At 66.5% G+C, this 15,375-nt stretch carries 14 protein-coding genes and 1 tRNA gene; 7 read left to right on the top strand and 8 right to left on the bottom strand.

Going from position 1 to position 15,375, the window contains the following annotated elements:
- Positions 1-59: 59 nt before the first annotated feature.
- The 4 genes from pepN to OOZ63_RS04860 all read left to right on the top strand — a co-directional run bounded on the left by pepN (position 60) and on the right by OOZ63_RS04860 (position 4,351).
- Positions 60-2,747 (top strand): aminopeptidase N, encoded by a 2,688-nt coding sequence (pepN, locus tag OOZ63_RS04875; protein ID WP_266004252.1) that lies wholly within the window; start codon positions 60-62, stop codon positions 2,745-2,747.
- A 20-nt stretch (positions 2,748-2,767) separates the two neighbouring features.
- Entirely contained in the window at positions 2,768-3,781 is a 1,014-nt protein-coding gene (locus OOZ63_RS04870; RefSeq protein WP_266004251.1) for a class 1 fructose-bisphosphatase, read from the top strand.
- A gap of 26 nt (positions 3,782-3,807) precedes the next feature.
- Positions 3,808-3,883 (top strand) — tRNA-Thr (locus OOZ63_RS04865).
- 81 nt (positions 3,884-3,964) lie between these two features.
- Positions 3,965-4,351, top strand: coding sequence for a VanZ family protein (locus OOZ63_RS04860; protein ID WP_266004249.1), 387 nt, complete (start codon positions 3,965-3,967; stop codon positions 4,349-4,351).
- A 12-nt stretch (positions 4,352-4,363) separates the two neighbouring features.
- On the opposite strand, the gene OOZ63_RS04855 is transcribed toward OOZ63_RS04860, so the two are convergent.
- The 5 genes from OOZ63_RS04855 to OOZ63_RS04835 all read right to left on the bottom strand — a co-directional run bounded on the left by OOZ63_RS04855 (position 4,364) and on the right by OOZ63_RS04835 (position 9,134).
- The gene (locus OOZ63_RS04855) at positions 4,364-5,263 is read right to left on the bottom strand and encodes a TIGR02285 family protein (protein ID WP_266004247.1); all 900 of its coding nucleotides are present in this window, start codon (positions 5,261-5,263) and stop codon (positions 4,364-4,366) included.
- A gap of 91 nt (positions 5,264-5,354) precedes the next feature.
- A complete protein-coding gene (locus OOZ63_RS04850) occupies positions 5,355-6,149 on the bottom strand; it encodes a helix-turn-helix transcriptional regulator (RefSeq protein ID WP_266004246.1) in 795 nt (264 codons plus the stop codon).
- A 72-nt stretch (positions 6,150-6,221) separates the two neighbouring features.
- Positions 6,222-7,541 carry a TRAP transporter large permease gene (locus OOZ63_RS04845; RefSeq protein ID WP_266004244.1) on the bottom strand — a complete coding sequence of 440 codons (1,320 nt, stop codon included), beginning with the start codon at positions 7,539-7,541 and terminating at the stop codon, positions 6,222-6,224.
- Between the two features lie 73 nt (positions 7,542-7,614).
- On the bottom strand, positions 7,615-8,097 hold the full coding sequence (locus OOZ63_RS04840; RefSeq protein ID WP_266004242.1) for a TRAP transporter small permease: 483 nt from the start codon (positions 8,095-8,097) through the stop codon (positions 7,615-7,617).
- 5 nt (positions 8,098-8,102) lie between these two features.
- Positions 8,103-9,134: a TRAP transporter substrate-binding protein gene (locus OOZ63_RS04835; protein ID WP_266004241.1), complete on the bottom strand. Its 1,032-nt coding sequence runs from the start codon at positions 9,132-9,134 to the stop codon at positions 8,103-8,105.
- Between the two features lie 170 nt (positions 9,135-9,304).
- Between OOZ63_RS04835 and egtB the strand changes: the two genes are divergently transcribed.
- Genes egtB through OOZ63_RS04820 form a run of 3 tightly spaced genes read left to right on the top strand, consistent with a single transcriptional unit; the run spans position 9,305 to position 11,775 of the window.
- Positions 9,305-10,528, top strand: coding sequence for an ergothioneine biosynthesis protein EgtB (gene egtB / locus OOZ63_RS04830; RefSeq protein WP_266004240.1), 1,224 nt, complete (start codon positions 9,305-9,307; stop codon positions 10,526-10,528).
- The gene (egtD, locus tag OOZ63_RS04825; RefSeq protein ID WP_266004239.1) at positions 10,525-11,475 is read left to right on the top strand and encodes an L-histidine N(alpha)-methyltransferase; all 951 of its coding nucleotides are present in this window, start codon (positions 10,525-10,527) and stop codon (positions 11,473-11,475) included. Before egtB ends, egtD begins: the two co-directional genes overlap by 4 nt.
- A gap of 18 nt (positions 11,476-11,493) precedes the next feature.
- The gene (locus OOZ63_RS04820; RefSeq protein WP_266004238.1) at positions 11,494-11,775 is read left to right on the top strand and encodes a DUF427 domain-containing protein; all 282 of its coding nucleotides are present in this window, start codon (positions 11,494-11,496) and stop codon (positions 11,773-11,775) included.
- Between the two features lies 1 nt (position 11,776).
- Here OOZ63_RS04820 and fahA read toward each other — a convergent pair whose 3' ends face one another.
- Genes fahA through OOZ63_RS04805 form a run of 3 tightly spaced genes read right to left on the bottom strand, consistent with a single transcriptional unit; the run spans position 11,777 to position 15,370 of the window.
- The gene (fahA, locus tag OOZ63_RS04815) at positions 11,777-13,099 is read right to left on the bottom strand and encodes a fumarylacetoacetase (protein WP_266004236.1); all 1,323 of its coding nucleotides are present in this window, start codon (positions 13,097-13,099) and stop codon (positions 11,777-11,779) included.
- Entirely contained in the window at positions 13,096-14,400 is a 1,305-nt protein-coding gene (gene hmgA, locus OOZ63_RS04810) for a homogentisate 1,2-dioxygenase (RefSeq protein WP_266004235.1), read from the bottom strand. Before hmgA ends, fahA begins: the two co-directional genes overlap by 4 nt.
- 7 nt (positions 14,401-14,407) lie before the next feature.
- A complete protein-coding gene (locus tag OOZ63_RS04805; RefSeq protein ID WP_266004234.1) occupies positions 14,408-15,370 on the bottom strand; it encodes a Bug family tripartite tricarboxylate transporter substrate binding protein in 963 nt (320 codons plus the stop codon).
- Positions 15,371-15,375 lie beyond the last annotated feature (5 nt).

The raw sequence follows: 15,375 nt of genomic DNA, 5'->3' as shown, positions 1-15,375 counted from the left end.
ACAGACGAGATACCCGGCGCAGCGCGCCGGGCCACACAACAACACTGAGAACAAGCACCATGCGTGAAGGCTCTGCCACCTTGATCCGCCGCGAAGACTATCTGGCGCCGACCTTCTGGATCCGCACGGTCGATCTGACCTTCGATCTCGACCCGGCCAAGACCCTGGTCACCAGCAAGATGCAGCTGGAGCGCAACCACGCCGTGCCGCACGGCCCGCTGCGCCTACACGGCGAGGAGCTGAACCTGCTGCGTGTGCTGATCAATGGTGAGAGCGTGTCCTTCCGCCAAGAAGGCAGCGAGCTGATCATCGACAACGCGCCCGACGCCGACTTCGCGCTGGAGATCCGCAACAGCTGCGCGCCGGACAAGAACACCACGCTGAGCGGGCTCTACACCTCGGGCGGCGGCTTCTTCACCCAGTGCGAAGCCGAGGGCTTTCGCCGCATCAGCTATTTCCTCGACCGCCCGGATGTGATGGCGGTCTACACGGTGCTGCTGCGCGCCGACAAGACCAAGTACCCGGTGCTGCTGTCCAACGGCAATCTGCTGGAGAGCGGTGAGTTGGCCGGCGGCAAGCACTTCGCCAAGTGGCATGACCCCTTCCCCAAGCCCTCCTATCTGTTCGCGCTGGTCGCGGGCGACTTGGTGGCCCGCGAACAGCGCGTGCGCACCCGCGCCGGCAAGGACCATCTGTTGCAGGTCTATGTGCGCCGCGGCGATCTGGAGAAGACTGAGCATGCGATGAACTCGCTGATCGCTTCGATGGTTTGGGACGAAGCGCGCTTTAAGCTGCCGCTGGACCTGGAGCGCTTCATGGTGGTTGGCGTGTCCGACTTCAATATGGGCGCGATGGAGAACAAGGGCCTGAACATCTTCAATACCAGCGCCCTGCTGGCCTCACCGGCCACGGCTACGGACGCCGATTTCGGCCGTATCGAGTCCATCGTCGCCCATGAGTATTTCCACAACTGGACGGGCAACCGCGTCACCTGCCGCGACTGGTTCCAGCTCTCGCTCAAAGAAGGCCTGACCGTGTTCCGCGATCAGGAGTTCTCGATGGACATGGCCGCTACGCCCAGCGCCCGGGCGGTCTGCCGCATCCAGGATGTGCGCGGCCTGCGCGCAATGCAGTTCCCGGAGGACTCCGGCGCGATGGCGCACCCGGTGCGTCCGGACAGCTATGTAGAGATCAACAATTTCTACACCGCGACGGTCTATGAGAAGGGCTCGGAGGTCGTCCGCATGTACCAGACCCTGGTTGGACGTGCCGGCTTCGAGAAGGGCATGAGCCTGTACTTCGAGCGCCACGACGGCCAGGCCGTCACCTGCGATGACTTCGCCGCCGCGATCGCCGACGCCAACCCCGGCTCGGCGCTGACGACCCGTCTGGAGGCCTTCAAGCGCTGGTACTCGCAGTCCGGCACGCCGCGTGTGCGCGCCCGCGGGGTTTATGACGCCGCCGCCCGGACCTACACCCTGAGCCTGCAGCAAAGCAACCCGCCCAGCCCCGGCCAGGACGAGAAGCTGCCCCAGGTGATTCCGGTGCTGATGGGCCTGCTCTCGCACGAGGGTCGCTCCCTCGCGCTGCAACTGCAGGACGAGGCGCAGCCCGCAGGCGTGGAGCGCCTGCTGGTGCTCGATCAGGCCGAGCAGGCTTTCGTCTTCGTCAATGTCGATCAGGCGCCGGTGCCCTCGCTGCTGCGGGGTTTCTCGGCCCCGGTGCTGCTGGACGACGGCCTGAGCGACGCCGAACTGCTCGTGCTGCTGACCCATGACGCCGATGCCTTCAACCGCTGGGAGGCCGGCCAGCGCCTGGCACTGAACCGAATCCTCGGCGCGGTGCGCAGTGGCCAGCCCGTGCAGCTGGACGCAGCTTTCATCGCCGCGATGCGCGCGGTGCTCAACCACGCCGAGCTGGACGCCGCCTTCAAGGAGCTGGCCCTGACCCTGCCGGGCGAAGCCTACATCGCCGAGCAGCTGGAGGTGGTCGATCCGCAAGCCATCCATGCCGCTGTCGAGGCCGCACAGATCCAGCTCGCCGCCGCGCTGCGCGAGGACTGGATCGCAGTCTTTGAGGCCAACCAGATCAAGGGCGGCTACAAGCCCGACCCGGTGTCCTCGGGCAAGCGTGCGTTGGCCAATCTGGCGCTGGCCATGCTGGTGCTGGATGCGAAAGCGCAGAGCCGGCCCGATGCCGGTGTCTGGCTGGGCCGCGCCTACCAGCGCTTCAAGGACGCCGGCAATATGACCGACCGCCTGGGCGCGCTGGCCGCCCTGGTCAACGGCCATGCCGAGCTGGCAGAGCCGGCGCTGGCCAAGTTCCACGCGCTGTTCAAGGACGACGCGCTGGTGATCGACAAGTGGTTTGCGCTCCAGGCCCGCGCCGCCGAGCACGGCGGCCGCACCTTCGCCAAGGTGCGCCAGTTGCTGCAGCACCCCGACTTCAGCCTGAAGAACCCCAACCGTGCGCGCAGCCTGATCTTCTCGCTGTGCCTGTTCAACCCGGCGGCTTTCCACCGGGCCGACGCGGCCGGCTATGTGTTTTGGGCTGAGCAGGTACTGGCACTCGATGCGATCAACCCGCAAGTCGCCAGCCGCCTGGCGCGCGGCATGGACCGCTGGACCGCGCTGGCCGAGCCCTATCGCAGCGCCGCCCGCGAAGCCATCGCTCGCGTCGCGGCCAAACCCGATCTGTCCAACGATGTGCGCGAGATCGTCGAGCGCGCGCTGGCCTCCGGTTCCTGAAGACTCTAAGGATTGACCCCATGACCCGTCGCATCAGCCTGACCCAGTACCTGATCGAACAACAGCGCCAGCACGGCCACATCCCGCAGGAGCTGCGCCTGCTGATCGAGGTGGTGGCACGCGCGTGCAAGCGCATCGCCATCAGCGTCAACAAGGGCGCGCTCGGCGATGTGCTGGGCACGGCCGGCTCGGAGAACGTGCAGGGAGAGGTGCAGAAGAAGCTCGACATCATCGCCAACGAGGTGCTGATTGAGGCCAATGAATGGGGTGGCCATCTCGCGGCCATGGCCAGCGAGGAGATGGAGGGCATCTACGTCGTGCCCAACCGCTTTCCGCAAGGCGAGTACCTGCTGATGTTCGACCCGCTGGACGGCTCGTCCAATATCGACGTCAACGTCTCGATCGGTACGATCTTCTCGGTGCTGACCAAGCCCGAAGGCAGCAAGGGCGTCAGCGAGGACGATTTTCTGCAGCCCGGTACGGCCCAGGTCGCCGCTGGCTACTGCGTCTACGGCCCGCAAACCACGCTGGTGCTGACGGTGGGCGATGGTGTCGCGATGTTCACGCTGGACCGCGAGCAAGGCTCCTGGGTGCTGACCGCCGACGACATCAAGATCCCCGAGGACACCAAGGAGTTCGCGATCAATATGTCGAATATGCGCCACTGGGACGCCCCGGTGACACGCTACATCGACGAATGCCTGGCAGGCACCACCGGACCGCGCGGCAAGGACTTCAATATGCGCTGGATCGCCTCCATGGTGGCCGATGTGCATCGCATCCTGACGCGCGGCGGGGTCTTCCTCTACCCCTGGGACAAGCGCGAGCCTGGCAAGGCCGGCAAGCTGCGCCTGATGTACGAGGCCAATCCCATGGCCTTCTTGGTCGAGCAGGCCGGTGGCGCGGCCACCAATGCGCGCCAGCGCATCATGGAGCTGCAGCCGGGCAAGCTGCATGAGCGGGTGGCTGTCGTTTTGGGCTCGAAGAACGAAGTCGAGCGAGTCACGGCATACCATCTTGATTCGACAAAATAGTTCCTGCTAGAATCGCGGGCTTGATAGCCGGTGTAGCTCAGTCGGTAGAGCAGCTCATTCGTAATGAGAAGGTCGGGTGTTCGATTCATCTCTCCGGCACCAAATAAATGCAAGAAAGCGCAGAAAAAGCGCAAGAAGCCACTCCCGAGAGGGGGTGGCTTTTTTGTTCATGGAGCACTGATCTTGTCCCAAGCCTTGGCAGCCTGGCTGACCGCGCCGCACCACCGCAGGGCCTGGCACATCGTGCTGGCCGTACTGCTGCTGGTGATCAGCTATCTGGCCTTGTCCTCCGCCCCGCCACCGAAACTGGACAGCGGCTGGGACAAGCTCAATCACCTGCTGGCGTTCGCTGCGCTGGGCTTTTGTGGCTTTATGGGCGCTGGCGCCGCGCGGACTCGCTGGGTGTGGGGCCCGCTGGGTCTGCTGGGCTATGGTGTGCTGATCGAGCTGCTGCAATCGCAGCTGCCGCCGCGCTCGGCCGATTGGCGCGACGTGCTGGCCGATGCACTGGGCCTGGCTGTCGGGTTGGCACTGGCCGCGTCGGCACAAGCCCTGGCGCGGCGCCGCTGAGCGCGATGCCGACTACTCGATGCTCGGCCCGCTGCGGGCGCGATGCGCCAGAAAGCGTTTGAGCTCCGGCGCAGCCCGGGCGTACTGCTCCTCGTTGAGCCAGCGCCGGTACAGCGGCAAGACCTGCTCGGGCCGCGCCGCCACCGCACGCAGCGCGCGGTCGATGTCCGTGATCACCGCCCTGCCCCAGTCGCTGCGGTTGCAGGAGAAATAGCCGACCGGCGACTCGCCGAGCTCCTCGATCGGCAGGCTCACCAGCTCGGCTGGCCGGCCCCGTTGGTGATAGCCGACCACCATCGGGTATTCCAGCGTGTAGTCCATGCGGCCGGCGCTGAGCATGGTCAGCAGACTGCCCGCGCGCGGCGCCACCATGGACTGCACATTGCCGTCCGGTGCAGGCTTCAGCCAGGGTGCCAGATCGGCGCCGTAGTGGCGCTGGCTCATCACCAGTCCGTGCAGCTCGGCGCGCGACGAGAGTTCGCGCAGAGAGATGCTGCTGCGCCCCTGCGCAATCTCCTGCAGCCGGTCGCGTCGCAGCACCAACTGCAGCTGGCCGGCCAGCAGGGCCGGGGTGAACAGGCGCTGCGCCAGCCGCTCGGACGTGCGCATCGAGGTCGGCGAGCACAGCTGCAGGCCGGCCTTGCGCTCGACCTCGGCACGCGGGCCGTTGAGAACGACGAAGCGGTGCCGGTACTGCGGCAGCTGTCGCAGCACCAGGCGCAGAAAACCGTCCATCAGCCCCTCGCCGAGCTGCTCGGCCGTCGCCGGCGCCTGGCCGCCGGGCAGCAGATGAAACGGCGGCCAGTCGGACAGGTTCCAGGTGATGGTGGGCTCGGCCACCACCGGCCTTGCCAGCATGGCCATGCACAGCAGGCCAAGGCGCAACAGCAGCAGCCTCCTCGTTCTCAACATCCGGCACTCCCTCACGATGACGCTCAGCGAGGCGTCGATGCGCCCCTGCTGACGCGCAGGCTAGGCGAGCACGGCGCGGCCAATCGCTGCATCAACGGGCTTGGACACCGCCATCCCAGGGCTTGAGTGCCAGCGCCACGGCATGGGCGCGATTGCTCGCGCCGAGCTTGCGCAGAATGCGCTGCACATGGTTCTTCACGGTCAGCGCGCTGATGTCCAGGCTGCGGCCGATATCGTGGTTGCTCAGGCCCCGACGCAAGCCTTCCAGCACCTCCAGCTCCCGCTGGGTCAGGCTCACGCCCGCTTGCGGCCCGGCAGCGGGCTCCGGCACCTCGGCCCGGACACGCAACCAGCTGCTGTGCAGATGCGGCATCAGCAGTTGCAGCAGCACCTGCTGGTGTTCGCTGTAGCCGCCATCTTGGCGCGCCAGCACGAAGAAACTCTCGATCTCGCTGGGGCGCTGCGGTCGCGACACGCCGTGCACCAGCAATTCGCCATAGCCGGCCTGGCGCAGCAGGCCGCACACCGGCTCGCCGCTGTCAGCCGGCAGCTGTACACGCAGCGGCCTGCAGCCGCCGCTCAGCCACAGTGACTGCAGTTGAGCCGGCAAGGCAGCGCCACGGCTGCTCAGCAAAGTGGCCAGCGCGGCCGGCAGCGGCTTGCTGTTGAAGAGCTCGAAGCCGAGCTCGCGATGGCTGCGCTGGTAGGCGCCGCATAGCAGCAATTGATGTGGCAGCAACTGCTGCAGGCTGCCCTGGGTCCAGACAAAGAACTGGGCGCCATGACGCAGACTCAGCGCAGCCTCGGTCGTGCGCACCAGGGCCAGCACCTGCGCTTGGTTCAGCAGGGTTGATCCGTAGAAATCGTCCGAGGACTGGGCTGACATGGGTGGCCGGGCGTGCTGCTAATTACTCAGCTTAGACGGCCCACATGACGGCTTGTTGAAATGCAGCGCCCGCTACAACATTTTCACCAGCGCCAATGTGATCGCCGGGAAAAACAGCAGCAAGGCCAGGCGCAGCCCGTCCCAGGCCAGGAAGGGCAGCACGCCCTTGTAGGTCTCGCTCATCGGCACCTCACGCGCCAGGCTGTTGACCACATAGACGTTCAGACCCACCGGTGGCGCCAGCAGGCCGATGCCCACGGTCGTCAGCACCAGGACGCCGAACCAGATCGCCTTGTGCTCGGCACTCAGCCCCCACAGATCCAGCCCCATGATGGTTGGAAAGATCACTGGAATCGTTAGCAGCAGCATCGACAGCTCGTCCATCACGCAGCCCAGGACGATGTAGAAGCACAGCACGCCGGCGACGATCAGCAGCGGGGCCACGTCTTGCTGTCCGACCCAGGCCGCCAGGTGGGCAGGCATCTGGGTCAGCGCCAGTGCCGCGTTCATCATGTCGGCGCCCAGAAAGATCATGAAGACCATCGCCGTGGTCTCGGCCGTACCCAAAAAGCTGCGTTTGATGCCGGCCCAGCCCAGCTCGCGCTTGAGCAGACCCAGCAGCAAGGTCGCGGCCGCACCAACCGCCGCGCCCTCGGTCGGCGAGAACACCCCGCCATAGATGCCGCCGAACACCAGGCCGAAGATCACGACGATGGGCCAGACGCCCCACAGCGCCTGCCAGCGCTCGCTCCAGGGCAACGGCTCGCTGGGCGTGGCCAGCTCGGGCCGGGCCCGGCAGTAAAGCCAGATCACGACGATGTAGCCCAGCGCCGCCAGCAGCCCCGGCAGTGTGGCGGCGGCAAACAGCTTGGCGATGTTCTGCTCGGTCAGGATGGCATAGACCACCAGGGGCACCGAGGGCGGAATCAGGATGCCCAGCGTGCCGCCGGTGGCCAGCGCGGCGGTCGAGAGCCGGCCGGCATAGCCGTGGGCCTTCATCTGGCCATAGGCCACCTGGGTGATGGTCGCCGAGGTGGCTACGGCCGAGCCGCAAACCGCACCGAAGGCCGCCGCCGACAGGATGGCCGCCATGCCCAGGCCGCCGCGAACATGGCCGACAAAGGCCGCCGCCGCCTTGAAGAGCGCCCGGCTCAATCCCCCTTGAGTCGCGAACTGGCCCATCAGCAAAAATAGCGGAATCACCGACAGGTCATAGACCGAGAGCCTGGCCACCGCGCTGCCCTTGAGCGTGTTCAGCAAGGCCATATCGCTGGTCATCAGCGCATAGCCGACGGCGCCCGGGATGAACATGGCAGCCGCAATCGGCACCCGCAGCGCCATCAGCAGCAGCATCGCGGCGAAGATGCTGGCGCCCAGACCGGCGCCGCTCATCGGCGCACCCTGCGGCCTGCGGCCTGTGCGGTCAAGCGGGAGCGAACTTGCCCGGGACGGCCCGTCGCCGCGCTCATGAGCCTGCCCCCTTCATGCCCAGCAGGTCCTGAGTCATCTGCACCAGTGCGATCAGCGCGGTCAGCGCAAGACCCGGCCCCAGCACCGCATAGCTGATCCACATCGGCAGATCCAAAATCATCGTGGTCTCGCCGGCCTCGCGCACAGCCAGCGCGCCGACGCCAGTGCGCCAAGCCAGCAGGCCCACCATCAGCGCCAGCAGCAGTGCGCCGATGCCGTCCAGCAGACCGCGCGAGCGCGGGCCAAGCTGTTGCGTGAAGAAGTCGACGATGATGTTGGCCCGTTGAAGCTGGCACCAGGGCAGGCACAGCGCGATGCACAGCGCGATGCCGAACTGGCTCAACTCGACATCACCGGGAATCGGCCGCGACAGCCAGGATCGGCCGACGATGCTGGCCACCGTCAGCAGCGCCACTAGGCAGGCGCACAAGCAGCCGGCCAGCGCGCTCCACAGGGCCAGCCGCCGCAAGACCCCCATCAAACTCACTTCTTGTACTTGGCCAGCAAGTCCTGCGCGTCCTTCAGCATCGGCCTGCCGGGAAGGCCGCGCTTGTCCATATCGGCCACCCAGTCGTCATACAGCGGAAGGCTGGCCTTGATCCACAGGTCCACCTCGGCTGCCGGCACTTTGTAGAAGGTGTTGCCGCGCTCCACCGCCGGCTTGCGACCCACCGCCTGGCTCTCGTCCCAGGTCTTGCCAGCCTGCTGCGACAGCGCCGCGCCGCTGTTGCGGTCAATCACGGCCTTCAGATCGGCCGGCAAGCTGTCGTACTTGGCCTGGTTCATCGCGAGGATGAAAAGCGCCGAATACAGCGCCGGGCGCGAGGCATCGGTCTCGGTGTGGTACTTGACCATCTCGTGCAGCTTGACCGAGGGGATCACCTCCCAGGGCAGCGCGAAACCGTCGATCGTGCCTTTGCTGACCGCGTCGGCCACCGCCGGCAACGGCATGCCCACCGGCGTAGCGCCCAGCGAGGCCAGCAGCTTGTTGGTCTGGCGGGTCGGCGCGCGCAGCTTCATGCCCTTGAGGTCGGCCAGCGTCTTGATGGGCTTGTCGCGGCTGTGCAGATAGCCCTCGTCATGGATGCTGAACATCAGCGGCTTGATGCCCGGGAACTCCTTCGTGCCGTACTTGCCATAGAAGTCCCAAGCGGCGCGCGCCCCGGCCTCGGCAGAGTTGTTCATGAAGGGCAGTTCGAACACCTCCATGATGGGGAAACGGCCGGCCGTGTAACCGGGCAAGGTAAAGGCAATGTCGACGACACCGTCCTTGGCCTGGTCGATCAGCTGGGCCGGCGTGCCGCCCAGCTGCATGGCCGGGAAGATCTGGCATTTCAATTTGTTACCCGAGTCCGCCGCGATCTTGTCACACCAGGGCTGCAGGATCTTGCTGGGCGGCATCGCACCGGGCGGCCAGAAGTGATGAACCTTCAGGGTCACCTCTTGCGCCAGCGCCAGTGAGGCACCCAGGGCGCCGGCCAATGCCAGCAGGGCGCGCAGCGCGGTTCGGGGCATCTGTTTTCCACTCACGCTTGTCTCCGCAAATGTTTGTTATGAGACCCTATCGTATGCCCAGCGAACCGCATCGCCATCGAGATTAGCCCTGTGGGCCGACCGGTACGGCTGCTGACAGATTCAGGCGGCGTGATGCGCTACGCTGCGAAGACCGCGACAGGGAGTCACTGATGCCCGCAGCAAGTTCCCGCCAGCACCAAGCCCAGCACCTCGCCCAACGCTACGCGGCCGTACGCGCCCACACGCTGGCGCTGGCCGCGCCGCTGAGCGCCGAGGACCAGGCGCTGCAATCGATGCCCGATGCCAGCCCGGCCAAATGGCACCAGGCCCACACCACATGGTTCTTCGAGGCCCTGCTGCTCAAGCCGCTGCAGCCCGGCTACCGGCTCTTCAACGAGCAGTTCCTCTACCTCTTCAACTCCTATTACGAGGCCCTGGGCCCGCGCCACCCTCGCCCGCAGCGGGGGCTGCTGAGCCGGCCCGGGCTGGACGAGGTGCGCGCCTATCGAGCCCATGTGGATGCGGCTGTGCTGGACTGGATCGCCCACTGCGACGCGGACAGCTGGGCCCGCGGCGAGCCCGTTCTGGCGCTGGGCCTGCAGCATGAGCAACAGCACCAGGAACTGCTGCTGACCGATATCCTGCATGCCTTCTCCTGCAATCCGCTGTGGCCCGCCTACGGCCAAATGCCAAACCTGCCGGCGCTGCCGCCCGGGCCGGCGCTGCAATGGCTGAGCCATCCGGGCGGCGTGGTCGGGATCGGCCACTCGGGCACAGGCTTCTGCTTTGACAACGAAGGCCCGCGCCATCAGGTCCTGCTGCAACCCTTCGAGATCGCCAACCGGCTGGTGACTTGCGGCGAGTTTGCCGACTTCATTGCCGATGGCGGCTACCGCCGGTCCGAGCTCTGGCTGTCGGACGGCTGGGCGCTGGCCCGCGCCCTGGACTGGCAGGCGCCGGCCTACTGGCTGACCGACGGCCGCGTTTTCGGTCTCGGCGGCGCCCGGGCCATGGACCCGGCGGCGCCGGTGCTGCAGCTGAGCTTTTACGAGGCCGCCGCCTATGCGGACTGGGCGGGGGCACGACTGCCCAGCGAGTTCGAGTGGGAGGCGGCAGCCACCGCCCTGCCCGGACTGGTGCAGCTGTATGACTGTGCCTGGCAGTGGACCCGCTCGGCCTACCACCCTTACCCCGGCTTCAGGCCGCTGGCCGGGCCAGCGGCCGAGTACAACGGCAAGTTCATGGTGGGTCAGCTGGTGCTGCGCGGTGCCAGCCTGGCGACGCCGCCCGGCCATGCCAGGGCGACCTACCGCAATTTCTTTCCGCCGGCCGCGCGCTGGCAGTTCAGCGGCCTGCGCCTGGCGCGTGAGTCCCAACAAGGAGCCCCGCAATGAAGCCACTGCTGCAACTGGTCCCCGACGACGAGGGCTTTGCCCCCGACCTGCACCGCGCGCTGCGCCAGCGCCCGCGCACAATCTCGCCCAAATACTTCTACGACGAGGTCGGCTCGGCCTTGTTTGAGCGCATCTGCGAGCTGCCCGAGTACTACCCGACCCGCACCGAGCTGGCCCTGCTGCAGCGCCACGCTCCCGAGATGGCGACGCTGATCGGGCCCGGCGCCCAGTTGGTCGAGTATGGCGCCGGCGCCTTGCGCAAGGTGCGCTTGCTGCTGGCACACCTGATCGCGCCCCACAGCTTTGTGCCGGTGGACATTTCGGGCCCGCATTTGCTTGGGGCCTGCCGCACGCTGCAGGCCGAGTTCCCGGCGCTGGCACTGCAGCCGGTCATCGCCGACTTCACCAGGCCGCATGACCTGCCAGCGCGTCCGGCGCTCGGGCGGCGCATCGGCTTTTTTCCGGGTTCAAGCATCGGCAATTTCGCGCCCGAGCAGGCGCTGGACTTTCTTCGCATGGCCGCCCAGCAGCTGCGCGGCGGCGCGCTGCTGATCGGGGTGGATCTGATCAAGGAACCTGCCCTGCTGCATGCGGCCTACAACGATGCGGCCGGCGTGACCGCCGCCTTCAATCTCAACATTCTGGCCCGCGCGCGCCAGGAACTGGGCGCACACATCGATCCCGATGGATTTGCGCACAGCGCCTTCTACAACGCGCCGCTACAGCGCATCGAGATGCATCTGCAAAGCCGCCGCCGCCAGCAGTTGCGGCTGGAGCATCGCGTCTACGAGTTCGAGGCCGGCGAAACACTGCACACCGAGAACTCCTACAAATTCAGCATCGAGGGCTTCCAGGCCCTGGCCGGCAGGGCCGGGTTCAAAGCCGCTACAGTCTGGACCGATGAGCGCGACTGGTTCAGTCTGCACTGGCTGCAAGCTCCCGACTGAGCAAAGGATGGACGGACGATGAAAGCAATCTGGAACGACACCGTGATCGCCGAGAGCGATGACACCGTGGTTGTCGAAGGCAACCACTACTTCCCCGACAGCGCGCTCAAGCGCGAGTACACCAGCTTCAGTAATCACAAGACCATGTGCTCATGGAAGGGCCAGGCCAGCTATCTGTCGCTGATGGTCAAGGGCGAGCTCAATCCCGATGCGGTTTGGTACTACCCCGACCCCAAGCCGGGCGCCGAGATGGTCGCCGGCCGGGTCGCGTTCTGGAAGGGCGTACAGGTTACCGAGTAACTCAAGGGGTCAGCGCCGGCAGCACGGTGGCCGCGCAGTCGCCGAAGCCGATGCGGCGTGCCCCGTCCTTGTGCGCGTAGCCGCGCAGGATCAGGGTGTCGCCGTCCTGCAAGAAAGTGCGCGTCTCGCCGTTGGCCAGAGTCAGGGCCTGCTTGCCGCCCTGCGACAGCTCCAATAGCGAGCCGCCCTCCTCGGCCAGCGGCCCGCTCTGCGTGCCGGTACCCAGCAGATCGCCGGGCTGCAGATTGCAGCCATTGCTGGCGTGATGCGTCAGCATCTGGGCCAGGGTCCAGTAGGCCGACTGCCCGAAATTGGAGCGCATCAGTCGGGTCGGTGCCTGACCGGCCGCGCGCATCTGCGCGGTCTGCAGCCAGACCTCCAGCTCGATCGCATAGCCGCCCTCGGCGCGGTTCTTCGCCGAATCCAGGTAGGGTAGCGGCTGCGGATCCTCTGCCGGATGGGCAAAGGCGCAGCGGAATGGCTCCAGCGCCTCCATGGTGACAATCCAGGGCGAGATCGTGGTCGCGAAGTTCTTGGCCAGGAAGGGGCCCAGCGGCTGGTATTCCCAGGCCTGCATATCGCGGGCCGACCAGTCGTTGAGCAAGGTCAGGCCGAATAGATGCGCGTCGGCCTGCTCGATGGCAATAGGCTCGCCCAGCAGATTGCCACCGGCGACGAACACGCCCAGTTCCAGCTCGTAGTCCAGCCGTTTGCAGGGCGCGCGCTGCGGCACGGTGGCGCCCGGCGGCATCAACTGGCCTAGCGGGCGGCGAACCTGCTGGCCCGAGACACCGATCGAGGAGCTGCGGCCGTGATAGCCGATAGGGACCCACTTGTAGTTGGGCAGCAGCGGGTTGTCCGGACGGAACAGCTTGCCCACCGTGGTCGCATGGTGGATGCCGGTGTAGAAGTCGGTGTAGTCGCCGATGCGGCAGGGCACGGCCATCTGCGCGGCGCTTTGTGCCAGCAGGCAGGGCGTCAGCGCGGCCTGCTGCTTGCTGTCGGCGGCCAGCACGTCGAACAAGGCATGGCGCAGCAGCCGGCGCTTATCGGCAGGCTGGGCCATGAAGGCGTTCAGATCGCCCTCGGCCAGCGGCTGCAGCAGCACCTGAACCGCGCTGCTCCAGCGCCCGGCGCTGGCAGCAAGCCTCAGGTCGAGGATCTGATCGCCGATCGCGACGCCGACGCGTGCGCTCTCGTTCGTGCCGGCACGGCGGAACAGGCCATAGGGCAGGTTCTGGATCGGGAATTCGCTGTCGGCGACGTTGGCACAGGCCACCCAGCTCTGGGCGGCGGCGTCATGGGTGTGGTCAATGGAGCTCATGCTTGTGCGGGAAAGTTGTCTTTGAGATCGCGCCAGCAGTCGGCATAGCCGTCGTCCAGCGCACCGCCCTTCATGGCGAACTCGGTCGGCAGTAGACGCCAGCGGGTCTCAAACATAAAGGCAAGGGTGTTGTCCAGTTTGTGCGGTTTCAGATCCGCGCCGCTGGCCTTGGCGAAGGCCTCGGTGTCGGGCCCGTGCGGCACCATCGCATTGTGCAGGCTGGACCCGCCCGGCTTGAAGCCGCCAGGCTTGGCGTCGTACTGACCGGTCACCAGACCCATGAACTCGCTCATCACGTTGCGGTGATACCAGGGCGGACGGAAGGTGTCCTCGGCCACCATCCAGCGCGGCGGAAATATCACGAAGTCCAAATTGGCCCAGCCCGCGGTGTCAGAGGGCGAGGTCAGCACCGTGAAGATGCTGGGGTCCGGATGATCAAAGCTGATCGAGCCTATGGTCATGAAGTGGGCCGTGTCGTACTTATACGGCGCCAGATTGCCATGCCAGGCGACGACGTTGAACGGCGTATGGTCCTGGCGTGCGGACCACAGCCGGCCGCCAAACTTCTTGACGATCTCGTAATCGCTTGAACCCTGGCCGACCTCGTCCTCAAAGGCTGCGACGGGCGCCAGAAAGTCGCGCGGATTGGCCAGCCCGTTCGAGCCGATGGGTCCCAGCTCGGGCAGGCGCAGCGCCGCGCCATAGTTCTCGCAGACATAGCCGCGCGAGGGCCCGTCCACCTCGACCTTGAAGGCCAGGCCGCGCGGGATCAACGCGATCTCGCCGGGCTGCACCGCCAGCCGGCCCAACTCGGTGCGGATGCTCAGGCCGCCCTGCTGCGGCACGATCAGCAACTCGCCGTCGGCATTGACGAAGGCGCGCCGGCCCATCGAGCGATTGGCCAGATACAGATGGGCGGCCATGCCAACCTGGGCATCGGGATCGCCGTTGACGACCAGGGTGCGCAGACCCTCGATGAAATCGGTCGGCGCCTGGGGAACAGGCGTGGGCGCCCAGCGCAGCGGATCGGGCGGCACGACTTGCCCCTGGGCTGCGCCCGTCTTCAGCCAGGCATGGTCCAGCGGCGCATAGCCGCCGATCACTACCGAGGGCTGGCGCCGGTACATCCAGGTCCTCAAGTTCTCGGCGCGCGCCGCGGTGAAGGCCGTGCCCGAGATCAGCTCGGCATAGAGGCCGTGAGCCACCTGCTGCGGGCTGTTGCGCCCGATCGGCAGGCTGCCAGCGAGGGCCTCGCTGGCGTGCTCGTTGCCGAAGCCCGATTGGTACTTGAGTTCGCTCATCTGCGCATCAGTCCAGTTTGATGTTGGCGGCCTTGATCACTTGCCCCCATTTGGCCAGCTCCTGCTTCCAGTAGGCGCGCATCTGCTCGGGCGTGCCGCCCAGCGCCTCCAGGCCCAAGGTTTGGAAGCGCGCCTTCACGGCGGTGCTGGCGAGCGCATCCTGCAGCGACTTGTTCAGCGTCGCGATCACCGGGGCCGGCGTGCCGGTCGGAACGACCAGGCCCTGCCAGGCATAGGCCTCGAAACCGGGCAGGCCCTGCTCGGCAAATGTCGGCACCTCGGCAAAGGTCTTGATGCGGGCCGGGCTGGCCACGGCCAGCGCGCGCAGCTTGCCCGAGAGGATGTGCGGATAGCCGGCCGCGGTGTCGACGAACATGAAAGGCACCTGGCCTCCGATCACATCCTGCACCGCCGGCGCCGCACCGCGGTAGGGAATATGGGTCAAACTCAGCTTGGTACGGTCACGCAGCAGTTCGGTGGCCAGATGATGGGGACTGCCGGCACCGGGGGTCGCATAGTTGAGCCCGTCCTGGGTCTTGGCCCAGGCCAGGAACTCCTTGTAGTTCTTCACCGGCACAGCGGCGTTGACGACCAGCAGCATCGGAAAACGTGCCACCAGGCCCACCGGGGCCAGGTCTTGCTCGGCCTTGTAGGGTAGCTTGCTGTACAGCCAGGGATTGGCCGCCAGGGTGGCAGTGTCGGCGGTCAGCAGCACCTGGCCATCCGCCTTGGACTTGGCCACATAGTCCGCGCCGATATTGGTGGCCGCGCCGGGCTTGTTATTGATGATGAGGGTCTGGCCCAGGGTCTTGCCCATGGCCTCGGCCAGGCTGCGGGCCACCACATCGGCACCACCGCCGGCCGGGTAGGGCACGACCCACTCGACCGGCTTGTCGGGGTAGGAAAAAGCCGGTGTGGCGGCAGCGGCGGCCATACTCAGGAGCAGGGAACGGCGGGACACAACAGACATGGATC

Source organism: Paucibacter sp. PLA-PC-4 (assembly GCF_026241155.1).
Classification (GTDB): domain Bacteria; phylum Pseudomonadota; class Gammaproteobacteria; order Burkholderiales; family Burkholderiaceae_C; genus Roseateles_E.
The sequence above is the reverse complement of the archived record's forward strand: the minus strand, read 5'-3'. Positions and strand labels throughout refer to the sequence as shown.

Coding starts and splice junctions, on each gene's coding strand:
- pepN (WP_266004252.1), top strand. CDS start 60: ATGCGTGAAGGCTCTGCCACCTTGATCCGCCGCGAAGACTATCTGGCG.
- OOZ63_RS04870 (WP_266004251.1), top strand. CDS start 2,768: ATGACCCGTCGCATCAGCCTGACCCAGTACCTGATCGAACAACAGCGC.
- OOZ63_RS04855 (WP_266004247.1), bottom strand. CDS start 5,263: ATGTTGAGAACGAGGAGGCTGCTGCTGTTGCGCCTTGGCCTGCTGTGC.
- OOZ63_RS04850 (WP_266004246.1), bottom strand. CDS start 6,149: ATGTCAGCCCAGTCCTCGGACGATTTCTACGGATCAACCCTGCTGAAC.
- OOZ63_RS04845 (WP_266004244.1), bottom strand. CDS start 7,541: ATGAGCGGCGCCGGTCTGGGCGCCAGCATCTTCGCCGCGATGCTGCTG.
- OOZ63_RS04840 (WP_266004242.1), bottom strand. CDS start 8,097: ATGGGGGTCTTGCGGCGGCTGGCCCTGTGGAGCGCGCTGGCCGGCTGC.
- OOZ63_RS04835 (WP_266004241.1), bottom strand. CDS start 9,134: ATGCCCCGAACCGCGCTGCGCGCCCTGCTGGCATTGGCCGGCGCCCTG.
- egtB (WP_266004240.1), top strand. CDS start 9,305: ATGCCCGCAGCAAGTTCCCGCCAGCACCAAGCCCAGCACCTCGCCCAA.
- egtD (WP_266004239.1), top strand. CDS start 10,525: ATGAAGCCACTGCTGCAACTGGTCCCCGACGACGAGGGCTTTGCCCCC.
- OOZ63_RS04820 (WP_266004238.1), top strand. CDS start 11,494: ATGAAAGCAATCTGGAACGACACCGTGATCGCCGAGAGCGATGACACC.
- fahA (WP_266004236.1), bottom strand. CDS start 13,099: ATGAGCTCCATTGACCACACCCATGACGCCGCCGCCCAGAGCTGGGTG.
- hmgA (WP_266004235.1), bottom strand. CDS start 14,400: ATGAGCGAACTCAAGTACCAATCGGGCTTCGGCAACGAGCACGCCAGC.
- OOZ63_RS04805 (WP_266004234.1), bottom strand. CDS start 15,370: ATGTCTGTTGTGTCCCGCCGTTCCCTGCTCCTGAGTATGGCCGCCGCT.